The organism is Rhodopseudomonas sp. P1, assembly GCF_039642825.1.
GTDB classification, from domain to species: Bacteria; Pseudomonadota; Alphaproteobacteria; order Rhizobiales; family Xanthobacteraceae; genus Rhodopseudomonas; species Rhodopseudomonas palustris_H.
The window spans coordinates 3,451,107-3,467,825 of sequence record NZ_CP088006.1 but is presented as its reverse complement, the minus strand read 5'-3'; the positions used below and the strand labels follow the sequence as shown (position 1 = coordinate 3,467,825).

General features: G+C 66.4%; 13 protein-coding genes. 4 read left to right on the top strand and 9 right to left on the bottom strand.

Translation table 11 applies throughout. From position 1 onward, the window contains the following. Positions 1–40 precede the first annotated feature (40 nt). The gene (rpmG, locus tag LRC39_RS16050) at positions 41–208 is read right to left on the bottom strand and encodes a 50S ribosomal protein L33 (protein ID WP_011158674.1); all 168 of its coding nucleotides are present in this window, start codon (positions 206–208) and stop codon (positions 41–43) included. Between the two features lie 395 nt (positions 209–603). Between rpmG and LRC39_RS16045 the strand changes: the two genes are divergently transcribed. Further along, the gene (locus tag LRC39_RS16045) at positions 604–1,752 is read left to right on the top strand and encodes an MFS transporter (RefSeq protein WP_346294941.1); all 1,149 of its coding nucleotides are present in this window, start codon (positions 604–606) and stop codon (positions 1,750–1,752) included. 33 nt (positions 1,753–1,785) lie between these two features. Here LRC39_RS16045 and LRC39_RS16040 read toward each other — a convergent pair whose 3' ends face one another. The 4 genes from LRC39_RS16040 to topA form a co-directional block, all read right to left on the bottom strand. Then, entirely contained in the window at positions 1,786–2,541 is a 756-nt protein-coding gene (locus tag LRC39_RS16040) for an NUDIX hydrolase (protein ID WP_346294940.1), read from the bottom strand. Between the two features lie 69 nt (positions 2,542–2,610). After that, a complete protein-coding gene (locus LRC39_RS16035) occupies positions 2,611–3,039 on the bottom strand; it encodes a DUF983 domain-containing protein (RefSeq protein WP_107344983.1) in 429 nt (142 codons plus the stop codon). Further along, complete coding sequence (gene rnr, locus LRC39_RS16030; RefSeq protein WP_346294939.1) at positions 3,039–5,384, bottom strand: ribonuclease R; 2,346 nt, start codon at positions 5,382–5,384, stop codon at positions 3,039–3,041. Before rnr ends, LRC39_RS16035 begins: the two co-directional genes overlap by 1 nt. Before the next feature lie 2 nt (positions 5,385–5,386). Continuing rightward, a complete protein-coding gene (gene topA / locus LRC39_RS16025; RefSeq protein ID WP_346294938.1) occupies positions 5,387–8,122 on the bottom strand; it encodes a type I DNA topoisomerase in 2,736 nt (911 codons plus the stop codon). Between the two features lie 246 nt (positions 8,123–8,368). Here topA and LRC39_RS16020 point away from each other — a divergent pair, with 246 nt between their 5' ends. After that, a complete protein-coding gene (locus tag LRC39_RS16020; protein WP_263988819.1) occupies positions 8,369–8,584 on the top strand; it encodes a hypothetical protein in 216 nt (71 codons plus the stop codon). A 255-nt stretch (positions 8,585–8,839) separates the two neighbouring features. Here the strand turns inward: LRC39_RS16020 and dprA are convergent, their stop codons facing one another. From dprA to LRC39_RS16000, 4 genes are all read right to left on the bottom strand, one after another. Beyond that, on the bottom strand, positions 8,840–9,976 hold the full coding sequence (gene dprA, locus LRC39_RS16015) for a DNA-processing protein DprA (protein WP_346294937.1): 1,137 nt from the start codon (positions 9,974–9,976) through the stop codon (positions 8,840–8,842). A gap of 129 nt (positions 9,977–10,105) precedes the next feature. Beyond that, positions 10,106–10,717: a glycerol-3-phosphate 1-O-acyltransferase PlsY gene (gene plsY / locus LRC39_RS16010; RefSeq protein ID WP_346294936.1), complete on the bottom strand. Its 612-nt coding sequence runs from the start codon at positions 10,715–10,717 to the stop codon at positions 10,106–10,108. A gap of 142 nt (positions 10,718–10,859) precedes the next feature. Then, entirely contained in the window at positions 10,860–12,170 is a 1,311-nt protein-coding gene (locus tag LRC39_RS16005; protein ID WP_264073774.1) for a dihydroorotase, read from the bottom strand. A gap of 19 nt (positions 12,171–12,189) precedes the next feature. After that, a complete protein-coding gene (locus LRC39_RS16000; RefSeq protein WP_011158662.1) occupies positions 12,190–13,143 on the bottom strand; it encodes an aspartate carbamoyltransferase catalytic subunit in 954 nt (317 codons plus the stop codon). A gap of 192 nt (positions 13,144–13,335) precedes the next feature. Between LRC39_RS16000 and ipdC the strand changes: the two genes are divergently transcribed. Together ipdC and LRC39_RS15990 are read left to right on the top strand one after the other, a co-directional pair. Beyond that, the gene (gene ipdC / locus LRC39_RS15995) at positions 13,336–14,967 is read left to right on the top strand and encodes an indolepyruvate/phenylpyruvate decarboxylase (RefSeq protein ID WP_346294935.1); all 1,632 of its coding nucleotides are present in this window, start codon (positions 13,336–13,338) and stop codon (positions 14,965–14,967) included. A gap of 78 nt (positions 14,968–15,045) precedes the next feature. After that, the gene (locus LRC39_RS15990) at positions 15,046–16,695 is read left to right on the top strand and encodes an acyl-CoA dehydrogenase family protein (RefSeq protein ID WP_346294934.1); all 1,650 of its coding nucleotides are present in this window, start codon (positions 15,046–15,048) and stop codon (positions 16,693–16,695) included. The last annotated feature ends 24 nt before the right edge of the window (positions 16,696–16,719 follow it).

Here is a 16,719-nt window from a genome sequence, read left to right as displayed (position 1 = left end):
AGGCCCCGCGGAAGGAATGCCGTCAGTAGGCCGAAGCGGCTTACTTGATCTTGGCTTCCTTGAACTCGACGTGCTTGCGCGCGACCGGGTCGTACTTCTTCTTGACCATCTTGTCGGTCATGGTGCGCGAGTTCTTCTTCGTCACGTAATAGAACCCGGTGTCGGCCGTCGACACGAGCTTGATCTTGATGGTGACCGCCTTGGCCATGATCTCAAACCTCGAATTTGGGAATAAACAGGCGAGGTCGAACGTCAGGACCCGCGTTTGGCCGGCAAACTAGCCACGGCTGCCCGAAAGTCAAGGTTCTCTGCAGGGATAGGCGAGCAGGATCGACGAAATCGCCTCTAAGCCCTGAAATTCGCACCCAAAGCGGCCAAAAGCTGGGCAAATCCGACAAGACAGCGTTCCGCGCATCGCAGATCTTCCTGCGGCCGCCCTCGATTTCGGAGCGCTGCGACCCATCTTCGGAACCTCGACCCCGATTCTGTCACGAAAGGCCCCAGATGAGCGTCAGTGAGCCGGCCCTGCGCATTGCGGAGAATTCTCAACCTGAACCTCCGCCGAAGCCGGGATCCGGCGGGGCAGCGGTGCCGGGTCCGGCAATGAGCGCGGGGCTGACGCTGGCGATGGCCGCTGCCGCGGGCATCAGCGTCTCCAACATCTATTACAACCAGCCGATGCTGGGGGTGATCGAGCGCGACCTCGGCAACCCCGCGCTGACCGGGATGATTCCGACCGCCACCCAGCTCGGTTATGCGGTGGGGCTGTTCCTGCTGGTGCCGCTCGGCGACCTGACCGACCGGCGGCGGCTGATCACCGGGCAGTTCGTGCTTCTGGCGGTCGCGGCCGCGCTGGTAGCGCTGGCGCCGTCAGCCTGGCTGATCATCGCCGCGTCGCTGGCGCTCGGCGCCTGCGCGTCGGTGGCGCAGCAGGTTGTGCCGTTTGCCGCCGCGCTGGCGGCGCCGGAGCGGCGCGGCAAGACCATCGGCCTGGTGATGGCCGGGCTGCTATGCGGCATCCTGCTCAGCCGGACGGTGGCAGGATTTGTGGCCGGTCACCTCGGCTGGCGGGAGATGTTCTGGCTGGCGGTGCCGGCGGCGCTCGCCGCCGCGGCGCTGATGGCGTGGTTGCTGCCGCGCCATCACGGCCACCTCGATATCAGCTACGGTGCCGCGCTGAAGTCGCTGGCCACGCTGTGGCGCCAGCAGCCGAATCTTCGGCGCGGGACGGCCGTGCAGGCGGCGCTGTTCGCGTCCTTCAGCGTGTTCTGGACGGTGCTGGCGCTGCATCTGCAGGAGCCGAAGTTCGGGCTCGGGGCCGAGGTGGCGGGCCTGTTCGGCCTCGTCGGCGTGGTCGGCGTGCTTGCGGCGCCTATCGCGGGACGGATCGCGGACAGAAGTGGGCCGGGACCGGTGATTGCGATCGGGGCGGCGTTGGTTTTGGTGGCGTGGATGCTGTTCGGGCTGTGGAGCAGCATCGCCGGACTGCTGATCGGCGTGGTGGTGCTGGATTTCGGCTTGCAGGGAGCGCTGATTTCCAACCAGCACATCGTCTACGCGCTGGTGCCGGAGGCGCGAAACCGGCTCAACACCGTGTTCATGACCGGGATGTTCATCGGCGGGTCGATCGGCTCGGCCGGCGCGGCCTTCGCCTGGGCGCATGGCGGCTGGACGGTGGTGAGCCTCTATGGCGGCGCTCTGGCGGCGATTGCCTTGCTGCTGGAACTAACGGCACGGTGGTCGCGCCGTTAGTTCGAGTGTGCTGGTGAGATGCAGGCCGGGCGCTCAGCCGCCCGGCAGCATGTCCTTCTGCATCTTGCCGCCGTAGAAGTGGAAGAACGGCAGCGCGGCGTCGTGGCGCAGCGGACCGGTGGCCAGCCGGCGATCGAGTTCTCCGAGCACGTTCTTGGTCATCGGATGCAGATCGGCGAGTGGCTTGGAGCCGAGCTCGACCCACACCAGCTCGACCAGCTCGGCGTCCGCGTGCACCACGTCCTCGACGCGGTGCGCGATCGCCGAAGCATCCGCAGTGAAGAAACGGGTGTCGAACCGCTTGATGCGGCCGGGCGGAGTAATCGCGCGCGCGATCAGGAATAGACCGGACGGATCCGGCAGCAGGCCGGCTTCGGCGAACGGCTGCCACGGACCGTCGAGCTTCGCCTTGGTGTCGGTCTTGCAGCCGAGGCACAGCCCGGTCTCTTCGCAGGCCTCGCGGATCGCCGCGATCGCCAGCGCACGGGCGCGGGACGGCGTGGTCTTCGGGCTACCTTTCAGCAGATTGGCTTCGAGCTCCGGCGGGATCGGCGCTGCGACCGGGACCCGGACGTCGCTCTTGTCGACGCGGCCGCCGGGAAACACGAACTTGCCGGGCATGAACACGACGTTGTCGTGGCGCTTGCCGACCAGCACCTTGGGCGTCGAGCCGCTGCGGTCCACCAGGATCAGCGTCGCGGCGTCCTTGGGGCGGAAATAGGGGTGGTGGCTGGCTTCCTGGTGATCCTGCTCGACCTTCGGCTCGGTCTGTGTCGCGGATTCGGTCATATCGCTCCCGTTGTCGTTTCTTGTTGGTGTTGTTGTTCGTCGTTGTGCCGCCGCGTGGGAATCGCGCCGTCAGTGGTCCGGGTTGGTCTCGTCGAAGCCGTGCATCCGGAATGCCCATTGCAGACCGACCACGGCGCCTTTGACCGGCTGCAGCAATAGCAGCGAAGCCAGCAGGGTGAAAGGCAGGTAGATCGCCAGCTGCAATTCCACCGGCGGCGCGTAATGCGTCTCGATCGACAGCGCGATCGGCACCACGATGTGGCCGACGATGACGATTACAAGGTAAGCGGGAAGGTCGTCGGCGCGGTGGCCGGTGAAGTCCTGGCCGCACTGAGTGCAGCTGTCAGCGGTCTTGAGGAACGCGCGAAACATTCGGCCTTCGCCGCAGTTTGGGCAGCGGCCGCGGAAGCCGCGCCACATCGCCTGCCAGACGTTGCGCTGCTGCGACGGGGCGGATTGCGGAGGCCAGACGATCGGCTCGCGGGTCAGCGTGCTCATCAGCGTTTTCCTCTCCCGGACTTGGTTTTTTGTTTCGGCTTGGCGGCTTTTCGCGGCTTCACCCGTCCGGGCTTGGCGCGCGCCGTCTTGCCGCTCTCGGTTTTCAGCTTGGCCTTGCTCTTCCCCTTGGTCTTGCGTGCAGTCTTGCGGTGCGTGAATTCGACGCTGGCGTTGCTCACCAGTTCGAACCGCAGCGCGCCGGCCACCGGTGCAGCTTCCACCAGCTTGACGTCGACGACATCCCCCAGCCGGTGCATGGCCCCGCTGCGCGAGCCGATGAGCGCGTGGCGAGTTTCGTCGTAGTTGTAATACTCGTCGCCGAGCGAGCGGATCGGGATCAGACCGTCAGCGCCGGTGTCGCTCAGCTTGACGAACAGGCCGGCCTTGGTGACGCCGGAGACGCGGCCCTGGAACGTGGCGCCGATCCGGTCGGCGAGATGATGCGCGATCAGCCGGTCGACGGTCTCGCGCTCGGCCTTCATCGCGCGCCGTTCGGTGAGCGAGATTTGCGCGGCGACTTCCGCTAGCGTCTCGGTGGTCTCGCTCGGCGGCAGCGCGCCGTCGCCGAGATCGAGCGCGCGGATCAGCGCGCGATGCACCACGAGGTCGGCGTAGCGGCGGATCGGCGAGGTGAAATGCGCGTAGCGCCGCAGGTTCAGGCCGAAATGGCCGTAGTTCTCGGAGCTGTATTCGGCTTGCGCCTGGGATCGCAGCACGACTTCATTGACCAGCGGCTCGGAGTCCTCGCCTTTGACCATCGCCAGGATGCGGTTGAACTGCGCTGGCCGCAGCGCGCCGCCTTTGGCGAACGACAGATCGAGCGTCTTCAGGAAGTCGACGAGGTTGTGGACCTTCTCCACCGACGGTTCGTCATGGACGCGGTAGATCAGCGGCAGCGCCTTCTTCTCCAGCATCTCGGCGGCGGCGACGTTGGCGAGGATCATGAACTCTTCGATCAGCCGGTGTGCATCGAGCCGTTCCGGGACGATGACGCGGTCGACGGTGCCGTCCGGCTTCAGAACAATCTTGCGTTCGGGCAGATCGAGGTCGAGCGGATCGCGCTCGTCGCGGCCGCGCTTGACCACCGCATAGGCGTCGTAGAGCGGCTTCAGGATGGTCTCGAGCAGCGGGCCGGTGACATCGTCCGGCTTGCCGTCGATCGCGGCCTGGGCCTGCGCGTAGCTCAGCTTCGCCGCCGAGCGCATCAGCACGCGGTGGAACGAATGCGAGCGCTTGTGCCCCTGCGCGTCGATCACCATGCGGACCGCGAGGGCGCCGCGGGCTTCGCCCGGCTTGAGCGAACACAGGTCGTTGGAGATCCGCTCCGGCAGCATCGGCACGACGCGATCGGGAAAGTACACCGAATTGCCGCGGCGCAGCGCATCGCGATCGAGCGCCGAGCCGGGGCGCACGTAGTAAGCGACGTCGGCGATCGCGACATGCAGGATCACGCCGCCTTTGTTGTTCGGATCCGGATCAGGCGCGGCGTGCACGGCGTCGTCGTGATCCTTGGCGTCCGGCGGATCAATCGTGACCAGAGGCAGGTCGCGCCAGTCTTCGCGGCCTTTCAGCGTCGCCGGCTGTGCGGCTTCGGACTCGCGGATCGCGGAGGTGGAGAATTCCTGCGGGATATCGTGGGTGTGGATCGCGATCAGGCTGATCGCCTTTTCGCTGGCGAGCGAGCCGAGCCGCTCCTTGACGCGGCCGGAGGCGAGGCCGTAGCCGCGGGTGCGGATCAGGTCGACACTGACGAGATCGCCATCCTGCGCGCCGCCGGCATCGTGCGCCGCGATGTTGAGTTCGCGCCCGGCCTGCTTCTTGTCGACGGGCACCATCCGGCCGCCGCCCTGCGGCAGCGCACGGAAGATGCCGAGGATACGGGCCTTGCCGCGCTCGAGGACGCGGATGATACGGCCGACATAAGCGGGGCCGGCCTCGCGCGGATCGGCGGTCTCGACATGCAACAGCGCGCGATCACCGACGCCCGCTGCGGTGCCGGGCTTGATCCGGCGCGGCGTGTGGATGCGGATCTTTGGCGCGTCGCCGTCCTGCTCGTCCCACTCGGACGGGGTGGCGATCAGTTCGCCGTCGGCGTCGCGCGAGACGATATCGGCGAGCAGGGTCGGCGGCAGCGTGGCGGGCTCCGACACCTTGCGGCGGCCGCTCTTGCGGATGCTGCCGCCGTCGGCGAGCTCGCGCAGCATGCGCTTCAGTTCGGCGCGGTCGGCGTTCTTCAGGCCGTATTCGCGCGCGATCTCCCGGGTCCCGACCTTGCCGGGGTGGGCACGGATGAAGGCGAGGAGGGTGGCCTTGTCCGGAAACTTCGCGTCGCGCGGCTTGCTCACATCTATCCGTTCTTGGCGGCGCTACCCTTGGCCGCGTCTTTAGGCTTGGCGGCCTTCTTCGCTGCTGTCTTTGCGGCGACACGCGCGCGCGCCTTGCTGGCGGCGGCGCCTTCAGCTTTCGGCTTGGCCTTCTTGGCCGCCGCCTTTTTCGCCGGCTTGGCTTCACCGTCGGCATCGGCCTTCTTGGCAGCAGCTTTCTTGGCCGGCGCCTTCTTGGCCTTGCCGCCGCCCTTGGCGGCGCGCTCGTCGAGCAGCGCGATCGCTTCGGGCAGGGTGATGGTGTCTTCGGTCTTGTCGTTCGGAATCGTGGCGTTGACGCCGCCGGCGGTGACGTAAGCACCGTAGCGGCCCTTCTTCACCGCGACCGCGCCGAGGCTCGGATGGTCGCCCAGCGCCTTGCCGGGATCGGAACCGAAGCGGCCCTTGCTCGGGCCCTTGGCGACCTTCTCGGCAATCAGCGTCACCGCGCGGTTGAGACCGATGGTGTGGACGTCGTCGCCGGCTTCGAGGCTGGCATAGGTCTTCTCGTGTTGGACGTAGGGGCCGAACCGGCCGATGCCGGCCTTGATCGGCTGCCCGGTCTCCGGATGCTTGCCGACTTCGCGCGGCAGCGCCAGCAGCCTGAGCGCCATTTCGAGATCGACGTCGGACGGCGAGGTGCCCTTCGGGATGCCGGCCCGCTTCGGCTTTTCGCCCTCGGCGTAGTCCTTGGCCTCACCGAGCTGGATGTAAGGCCCGAACCGGCCGGACTTCACCGCGACCTCGAGGCCGCTGTCGGGATCGGTGCCGAGCACGCGGTCGGCATCGCCGGCGCTGTCGGAAGCGAGCGGCCGGGTGTAGCGGCATTCCGGATAGTTCGAGCAGCCGACGAAGGCGCCGAACTTGCCGGCTTTCAGATTGAGCTTGCCGGTGCCGCAGCTCGGGCATTGCCGCGGATCGCCGCCGTCCTCGCGCGCCGGATAGATGTGCGGGCCGAGCATCTCGTCGAGCACGTCGAGCACCTGGGCGACGCGCAGATCCTTGATCTCGTCGACCGCGCCGATGAAGTCGCGCCAGAAGTCGCTCAGCACCTGTTTCCAGGACACTTCATTATTGGAGATCCGGTCGAGGTCTTCTTCGAGCCCGGCGGTGAAGTCGTATTCGACGTAGCGGGTGAAGAAGCTCTCCAGGAATGCCACCACGACGCGGCCCTTGTCCTCGCCGTGCAGCCGCTTCTTCTCCAGCCGGACGTAGCCGCGGTCCTTCAGCACCTGCAGAATGGAGGCGTAGGTCGAGGGCCGGCCGATGCCGAGCTCTTCCATCCGCTTCACCAGCGAGGCTTCGGAAAACCGCGGCGGCGGCTCGGTGAAATGCTGCGTGACGGCGAGGGCCTCGCGCTTCAGCGCCTCGTTCTCGGTCATCGCGGGGAGGCGGCGGGAATCCTCGTCCTCGGAATCGTCGTCGCGGCCTTCCTGATAGGCGGCGAGGAAGCCATCGAACTTCACCACCTGGCCGGTGGCGCGCAGCTCCAGCAACCGCGCCCCGGCTTTCGCCTCGATATCGACGGTGGTGCGCTCCAGCTCGGCGGATTCCATCTGGCTGGCGACGGTGCGGATCCAGATCAGCTCGTACAGCCGGGCCTGGTCGGAATCGAGGTTGCGGCTGACGTCGGACGGCCGGCGCGACAGGTCAGTCGGGCGGATCGCTTCGTGGGCTTCCTGTGCGTTCTTGGCCTTGGCGGTGTATTGGCGGGGCGCTTCCGGCACATAGGCGCTGCCGAAATCCTCGGCGATCACCTTGCGCGCCTGGGTGATGGCGGACGGATCGATCTGCACACCGTCGGTACGCATATAAGTAATGAGTCCGACGGTCTCGCCGCCGATATCGACACCTTCGTACAGCCGCTGCGCCACCCGCATGGTGTGGGCCGGTGCGAAGCCGAGCTTGCGGCTGGCTTCCTGCTGCAGCGTCGAGGTGGTGAACGGCGCATAGGGGTTGCGGCGCGCCGGCTTGGCTTCGACAGTGGCGACGCGGAAGTTCGCCGCCTCGATCGCCTTCTTGAAGTCCTCGGCCTCGGCACCGGTGCCGATGTCGAGCCGCTGGATCTTCTTGCCGTCGGCGCCGACCAGGCGGGCCTCGAAGGTCTCGCCGAGCGGCGTCGCCAGGGTGGCGATCAGCGACCAGTACTCGCGGGGGACGAACTTCTCGATTTCCGTTTCGCGGTCGCACACCAGACGCAGCGCCACCGACTGCACGCGGCCGGCGGACCGCGCGCCGGGCAGCTTGCGCCACAGCACCGGAGAAAGAGTAAAGCCGACCAGATAGTCGAGCGCTCGGCGCGCCATATAGGCGTCGACCAGCGCACCGTCGATCTGGCGCGGATGCTTCATCGCGTCGGTGACCGACTGCTTGGTGATGGCGTTGAACACGACGCGCTCGACCTGTTGGTCCTTCAGCGCACGCTTCTGCTTCATCACCTCCAGCACGTGCCAGGAGATCGCCTCACCCTCGCGATCAGGGTCGGTGGCGAGGATCAGCTTGTCCGCACTCTTCAGAGCTTTGGCGATGTCGTTGAGCCGGCTCGCAGCTTTCGGGTCGACTTCCCAGATCATCTGGAAGTCGGCGTCCGGATCGACCGATCCGTTCTTCGCCGGCAAGTCGCGCACGTGCCCGAACGAGGCCAGAACCTCGTAGGACGAGCCGAGATATTTGTTGATCGTCTTGGCCTTCGCGGGCGACTCGACAATGACGAGGTTCATCGCATTCCAAGCATCAGATGAAGAGAAAAAGGCCGGTCTGCGAGACTCGCGCCGGCCGGATTGCCCGGAACATGGGTGGTGACAGGGGCGCTGTCAAATCGCCGCTCGGGCAGGACGACACATATTCCGGCTACCTGGGCCTGAAATTCACAAAACATAAACCTAGAGATGTACAACCTATGCGTGTATATCGCTCTTCATCCATCCAATTTGGAGTGGATCGATTCCGCCAGGAATGGTGCCCCGATGTCACCGCCGTCCGACAGCAAGAAGAGCTCCCGTTACTCCCGTCCCGGCGACGGCGGCCCCGTGGAAGCAGCCCAATACCTGTCGGAAGCGACAGGTCAACTGATTCAGGTCGCGCAGGCGCATCGCCTCGACACTCTCTGTTACCTGCTCGACATGGCGCGGATGGAGGCCCGGGAGATCGTTCGTCGGCGGCGCAATTCCAGCGCCGAATGAACAAGTTCCCCGATCCCACTCATCAGGCAGGATTCTTCAGTTGGGTTTCATATCTTAGGTGAGGTTCTGTGGGGCCGTTCGGCAGTACAGCGTCGGCCGGTGCCGACGCTGTCACGAGGCGGTTGCAGTTTACGTCTAATTAACCGAACCAGTTCACGATTCGAACTGTCGGGGCGGGCCGGATGTACGTCCGCTCCTGGACAATGGCTCGAGGCTCACGCTTCGGGCCGTTGGCTTTTTTGGAAGGTGCTTCCCTCAGCTCAGCGACACCAGCGAACCGCCGTGCCGTTCGAGGCGGCCGGCGAGTTCGAGTTCGAGCAGGACGGTGCGCACCACGGCGGGCGGGATGCCGCTCAATCGGATCAGGTCGTCGATCCCGATGGGGCTCGGTCCGAGCAGCGACAGGATGCGGGCGCGGTCGCCGGCATCGGGCTCGCCGGTGGGCGGAGCGTGCTCCGGCTCGCGGCCGGGCGTCTCCAGCGGCCGCTCCAGGATTGATGCGACCGCCGCGACGATGTCGGCGGCCGAGGTGATCAGCGTCGCGCCTTGCTTGATCAGGTCGTTGGTGCCGGCAGCGCGCGGATCGAGCGGCGAGCCGGGCACGGCGAACACCTCGCGGCCCTGATCGGCGGCGCGCCGCGCGGTGATCAACGAGCCGGAGCGATACGCCGCTTCGATTACCGCGACTCCGACGGCCGCGCCGGAGATCAGCCGGTTGCGGCGGGGAAAATCCTTGCCGCGCGGGACGTGGCCGAGCGGCATCTCGGAGATCGCCGCGCCGCGTGCCTGGATGATGTCGAGCAGCAGATCCTCGTGCTCGGCCGGATAGATCCTATCGTGGCCGCCGGCCAGCACCGCAACGGTGCCGCTGGCCAGGCTCGCCCGATGCGCCGCTTGATCGATGCCGCGGGCGAGCCCGGAGATCACCACGAAGCCGGCCGCGCCGAGATCGGCGGCAAGCTGGCTCGCGAATTTCAGGCCGGCGCCGGAGGCATTGCGCGAGCCGACGATCGCGATCATCGGCTGCACCATCACGGCGAGTGCTTCGGGTAGGGCATGAACGCCGAGCAGCGGCGGGGCGTCGTCGATCGTGGTGAGGCGGGGCGGATAGCCGGGCTCACTCGGCGCGACCAGCTCGACGCCGATCTGCCTTCCGGCCTCAATCTCGCGCCGTGCCTCGTCCTCGGAGGGAATCCGGCCCGCGCGAGCGGCGCCACCGCGCCTGGCGAGTTCAGGAAGCCGCTCCAGTGCGGCGCGGGCGGAGCCGAAGTGATTGATTAGCGAGCGAAAGGTGCGAGGGCCGACGTTGTCGGCCCGGATCAGCCGCAGCCAATCCACCCGCTGCGCTTCGGTGAGGACGGTCGTCCCCTGATCGCTGCTACGCTCACCCACATCCGCCCCCGCGAGCGAAAGTGTTGCGCAACTTTAGCGTGTGTTCAAGGTCGACGACAGCGCGGCTGGAGGTATTATCTGATCGCGCCCGGTCAGCGCGATCGGGCGCCTTCGGAACAACAGCGACGCTTACTTCTTCTGGCCGATTTTGCTCTCGGTGCCGGCCTGCAGTCGCTGGATGTTTTCGCGGTGCATCCAGAACAGCAGCAGCGTCAGCACGGCGAACAGCGAGGCGAGGGCGTCGTGGCCGAACCACCACAGGAAGATCGGGGTGACGAAGCTCGCCACCAGCGCCGACAGTGACGAGTAGCGCGAGGTGAAGGCGGTCGCGAGCCACATCAGGCAGAACACGATCGCGGCAGGCCAGAACAGTCCGATCAGCACGCCGATATAGACGGCGACGCCCTTGCCGCCTTTGAACTTCAGCCACACCGGAAACAGATGGCCGAGGAAGGCGCCGAGCGCCGCCAGCATCGCGGCGTTTGCGGCAATCGCGTCGGTGCCGGAGGCGAGATAGGCGGCCAGGATGACCGCGGCGGTGCCCTTCAACGCATCGAGCAGCAGGGTCGCGGCGGCGAGGCCCTTGCGGCCGGTTCGCAGCACGTTAGTGGCGCCGATATTGCCGGAGCCGATCGAGCGCAGATCCTGGGTACCGGCGATCTTGGTGAGGATCAGGCCGAACGGGATCGAGCCGAACAGATAACCAATCACCAGCGCGGCGATGTAGATCCCGATCATCATCGTGGTCGTCTCCTCAATCAGTCGCGTTCGTCATTGCGAGGAGGCGAAGCCGACGAAGCAATCCATCTGTATTTGTGACTCTGGATTGCTTCGCTTCGCTCGCAATGACGAAGAGAAATGATTTCATTCAATCCGCGGCACATCAATGCGCGCCGACATGCTCATAGACGGTGCGGCCGCCGACGATGGTGCGGGTCACCCGGCCGGAGAACCGCGCTTCGTCGAACGGCGTATTCTTGCACTTCGATTTCAATTCGTCCGGATCGACCAGCCACGGCACGTCGGGATCGATCACGATCAGGTCTGCGGGCGCACCGGAGCGCAGCGTGCCGCCGGGCAGGCCGAGCAGTTCGGCCGGACGGGTCGACATCGCGCGGATCAGGCTCAGGAAGTCCAGTTCGCCGGCATGCACCAGCCGCAACCCGGCCGGCAGCATCGTCTCCAGCCCGATCGCGCCGGCGGCGGCCTCGGCGAACGGCAGCCGCTTGACCTCGACGTCCTGCGGATTGTGGTCCGACATAACCACGTCGATCAGCCCGGAGGCGATCGCCGCGATCAGAGCTTTGCGGTCGGCTTCGGTGCGCAGCGGAGGCGCCAGCTTGAGGAAGGTGCGATACGGCCCGATGTCGTTCTCGTTGAGCGCGACGTGATTGATCGAAACCGACGCCGACACCGGCAGGCCAAGGTCGCGGGCGCGCTGCAGGATCTCCAGGGACTCGATGCAGCTCAGCGACGCGGCGTGGTAGCGACCGCCGGTCAGCATCACCAGGCGAATGTCGCGCTCGAGCATCACCGTCTCGGCGGCGTTGGGGATGCCGGCGAGGCCGAGCCGGGTGGCGAACTCACCTTCGTTCATCACGCCTTCGCCGACGAGGTCAGGGTCCTCGGTGTGATGCACGATCAGCGCATCGAAATCGCGCGCGTAAGTCAGCGCACGGCGCATCACCTGCGCGTTGGTGATGCTGAGGTCGCCATCGCTGAACGCCACCGCGCCGGCGGCTTTCAACAGACCGATCTCGGTCATCTCGGCGCCGGCCAGCCCCTTGGTTACGGCGGCCATCGGATGGATGTTGACGATCGCGGTGTCGCGGGCGCGGCGCATCACGAAGTCGACCGTCGCCGAATTGTCGATCACTGGGTTGGTGTTCGGCTGGCAGACGATGGTGGTGATGCCGCCGGCGGCCGCGGCCTGGCTGGCGGATGCGAAGGTCTCGCGGTGGCTGGCGCCGGGTTCGCCGACGAAGGCTCGCATGTCGACCAGACCGGGCGCGACCACCATGCCGGCGCAGTTGATGATGTCGGTGCCTTCAGGGACGCCGGCAGCACCGATGCCGCGGCGGGCATCGCGGATCACACCGTCGGCGATCAGCACGTCGCCGATGCCGTCGAAGTCGCGTGAGGGGTCGATCAGGCGTGCGTTGGCGAGCAGGATCGGGCGGCGATCGGTCAGCATGTTGTTTCCCGTTCCGGCATCAGGCGTTCGGCAGGTTGCGGGCGAGCGCTTCGAGCACCGCCATACGCACCGCCACGCCCATTTCAACTTGTTCGCGGATCACCGACTGGGCGCCGTCGGCGACGATCGAGTCGATCTCGACGCCGCGGTTCATCGGGCCCGGGTGCATCACCAGCGCGTCCGGCTTGGCGTAGGACAGCTTCTTCTGGTCGAGCCCGAAATAGTTGAAGTACTCGGCCGAGGACGGCACGAACGAGCCGTTCATGCGCTCGCGCTGCAGCCGCAGCATCATCACGATGTCGGCGCCGTCGAGCCCTTCGCGCATGTCGCGCGCGACCTCGACGCCCATCCGTTCGATGCCCGCGGGCAGCAGCGTGGAAGGCGCAACGACGCGAACGCGGGCGCCCATGGTGTTCAGCAGCAGAATGTTGGAGCGGGCGACGCGCGAATGCATCACGTCACCGCAGATCGCCACCACCAGCCCTTCGAGCCGGCCCTTGTTGCGGCGGATCGTCAGCGCGTCGAGCAGCGCCTGGGTCGGATGCTCATGGGCGCCGTCGCCGGCGTTGATCACCGAGCCGTCGACCTTGCGGGCCAGCAGTTCCACGGCGCCGGAGGCGTGATGCCGGACCACCAGGATGTCCGGATGCATCGCGTTCAGCGTCACCGCGGTGTCCATCAGGGTCTCGCCCTTGCGCATCGACGATGATGACACGCTCATGTTCATCACGTCGGCGCCGAGGCGCTTGCCGGCGATCTCGAACGACGACTGCGTCCGGGTCGAGGCCTCGAAGAACAGATTGACCTGGGTGCGGCCGCGCAAACTGGTGCGCTTTTTGTCGACCTGCCGGTTGAGCTCGACATACTCCTCGGAGAGGTCGAGCAGGCCGGAAATGTCGGCGGCGGAAAGCCCTTCGATTCCCAGCAGATGCCGGTGACCGAGGACGAAAGTCGATTTTGGGGCGGGGGTCATTAAAGCAAGAGCTATAGGGAGAGTTGGAAAGCCGGGCAAGCGCCAACGGGGCGCGGCGCGGAATAATCCCCCGGCGTTGTGGAACAGCCGGCATTTCGGCCTTGCAGCGTGTCACGCGGGTGGGCGGTTGGTCGAAAGTCGGAAGCTCTGGTAAAGCGGTCCGGCGCTTTCCGTGCCCAGTCAGGAGCTCCCATGCCGACGCTTGCGACCGCGCTGCTCGACGCCCTCAAGGATCACGGTGCCCGGGAGATCTTCGGCATCCCCGGCGATTTCGTGCTGCCGTTTTTCAAGGTGATCGAGGAAAGCGGAGGCTTGCCGTATTTCACCATGAGCCACGAGCCGGCAGTCGGCTTTGCGGCCGATGCGGCGTCGCGCTATCGCGGCAGCATCGGCGTCGCGGTGGTGACCTACGGGGCCGGCGCGTTCAACCTCGTCAACTCGATCGCCGGCGCCTATGCGGAGCGCTCGCCGGTGGTGGTGATCGCCGGCGCGCCCGGCGCGCGCGAGCGCACCAGCGGCTATCTGCTGCATCACCAAGTCCGCACCGTCGATTCCCAACTTGCGGTATTCAAGGAAGTCACCTGCGATCAGGCCGTACTCAGCGATCCGGCGACCGCACCGGCCGAGATCGCCCGGGTACTGCGCAGCGCACTGGAATTGTCGCTGCCGGTGTACATCGAATTTCCGCGCGACATGGTCGACGCCAAGGTCGACCCGGTGCCGAAGCTGCCGCGGCGCGAGGCCGACGCTGGAGCGCGGGACGAGTGCGCGCAAGAAATCCTCGATCGGATCGCCAAGGCGAAGTCGCCGGTGATGGTGGTGGACGTCGAAATCCGCCGCTACGGCGTCGAGCAGCAGGTCGCTGCGCTGGCGCGCAAGCTCGGCCTCCCGGTGGTGACGACATTCATGGGGCGCGGCCTGCTGGAGGGTGCCGACGACGTCGTGGCCGGCACCTATCTTGGCGCCGCCGGCGATCCGGACCTGTCGGCTCTGGTCGAGAGCGCCGATCTGGTGCTGATGTTCGGCGTCATCCTGTCGGATACCAATTTCGCGTTGTCCTCGAACATGACCGATCCGCGCCGCACCGTGCTTGCGACCGGCCGCGAGGTGCAGATCGGCCACCACGTCTATCGCGACCTGCCGCTGGCTGACCTGATCGCCGGTCTCGACGCCCACGCCGCGCAGCATCCGCCACGGCCGCGCAATGTCGGGAAGGGAATGGCCTATCCGCGCGGGCTGACCCTCGACGCATCGCCGATCGCGCCGTCGGACATCGCCACCGCGATCAACGATCTGTTCGACCGCCACGGCAAGATGCCGATGACCGCCGATATCGGCGATTGCCTGTTCACCGCGATGGAAATCGACAATACCGCTCTGGCGGCCCCGGGATACTACGCGGGCATGGGGTTCGGCGTGCCCGCTGGTATCGGCGTTGCCGCCACCGGTCTGCGGCCGCTGGTGCTGGTCGGCGACGGTGCGTTCCAGATGACCGGTTGGGAGCTTGGCAACTGCAAGCGCTACGGCCTCGATCCGATCGTGGTGCTGTTCAACAATTGCAGCTGGGAAATGCTGCGGGTGTTCCAGCCGGAATCGAAGTTCAACGATCTCGACGACTGGCACTTTGCCGATATCGCCCATTCGATCGGCGGCTTCGGCGAGCGGGTCACGACCCGCGCCGAACTTGCCGCGGCGCTGCAGCGCGCGGTCGAGCGGCGCGGGGTGTTCTCACTGATCGAAGTGATGCTGCCGCGCGGCGCGACCTCCCATACGCTGGCGCGGTTCGTTACCGGATTCAAGGCGGCCCGTGAACGGATGAAGTGAGAGCGCGGCGATCCGCCGTGTCCTTGGGGCGGTTTTCTGCGTAACATGCGCGCGAATCCGTACCGCTCCAGGACCGACATGACGCAGCCTTCCTTCGCCACCCACGAGGTGTTCAACCAGTCGCCGCCGCTTCCGGACCTCGACCTGTTGGGCGCCGACCGGCCGCTGCTCGAGGCGGTCACTTTCAATCAGGGGGCTAACGCTCATATCGAGCTCGAAGCCTTCGGCAAGGCGTGGGGCACCACCGAGATGGCCGAACGCGGCCGTCTCGCCAACGAATACACCCCGAAGCTGAAGACCTTCGACGCCAAGGGCGTGCGCCGCGATCAGGTCGAATTTCATCCGTCCTATCACGAGCTGATGGCGGAGAGCTTCAAGGCCGGCCTGCACAACTCCACCTGGGACGCACACGGCAAGCCCGCCGGCAATGCGTCGGAAGTGGTGCGTGCCGCGAAGTTCTACATGGCCGCTCAGGTCGAGACCGGTCATCTCTGTCCTGTGACGATGACACGCGCGTCGGTCGCGGCGCTCGGCTCGCAGCCGGACCTGCTGGCGCAGGTGATGCCGGTGCTCGGCACCCGTCAGTACGATTCCAGCTTTGCGCCATGGACTGCCAAAGACGGCATGAGCATCGGCATGGGCATGACCGAGAAGCAGGGCGGCACCGATGTGCGCACCAATGCGACGCGCGCGTTCCGGGATGGCGACGCCTACCGCATCGTCGGCCACAAATGGTTCATGTCGGCGCCGATGTGCGACGCCTTCCTGGTGCTGGCGCAGGCCGACGAGGGACTGAGCTGTTTCTTCATGCCGCGGTTTCAGCCCGACGGGTCGGTCAACGAGATCCGTTTCCAGCGGCTGAAGGACAAGCTCGGCAACCGCTCCAACGCATCGTCCGAGGTCGAGTTCACCGGCGCCTACGCGCTGCCGGTCGGCGAGCTCGGCCGTGGTATCCGCACTATCATCCAGATGGTGCAGCTGACGCGGCAGGATTGCGCGATTGCGTCCGCCGGCTTGATGCGGTCGTCGCTCGCTCATGCGCTGCATCACACCCGGCATCGCACCGTGTTTCAGAAGCGTCTTGCCGACCACTCGCTGATGGTGTCGGTGCTTGCCGACATGGCGCTGCAGGTCGAGGCTTCGGTGGCGCTTGTGATGCGGCTGTGCCGTGCCTTCGACGAGGCGCCGAACGATCCGCTCGAAGCCGCCTATATGCGGCTGCTGACACCGGCGGTGAAATACTGGATCTGCAAGTCGGCGCCGCCGTTCGTGTATGAAGCGATGGAATGCCTCGGCGGCAATGGCTACGTCGAGGACGGCATCGTGGCGCGCCACTATCGCGAGGCGCCGGTCAATGCAATCTGGGAAGGCTCGGGCAACGTGATGTGCCTCGACGTGCTGCGGGCGATGTCGCGCGAGAGCGATGCCGGCACCGAGGTGTTGCAGGCGCTGATCCAGGATACGTCGGCGCTCACCGGCGGACCGGCGGCGGCCGGCCTGATCGCCCGTGCGCTGCTGCAGGTCGACAACGAGCGCACCGCGCGGCTGGCGGTCGAGATGCTGGCGAAGCTTGCTGCGGCTGCCGCGCTCAACGAAATCCATCCGCCGCACGCCGAACTGTTCGCCCGGACTCGTTTGGTGCCGGAGCCGGCAACGCTGTACGGCGCCGCTGACATTCCGACCGAGATTGCGAAGGGGCTGTTGGGACGCGTGCTGCCGGAGATGTGAGGCGGCGGGTGCTTTTGCGGAAGC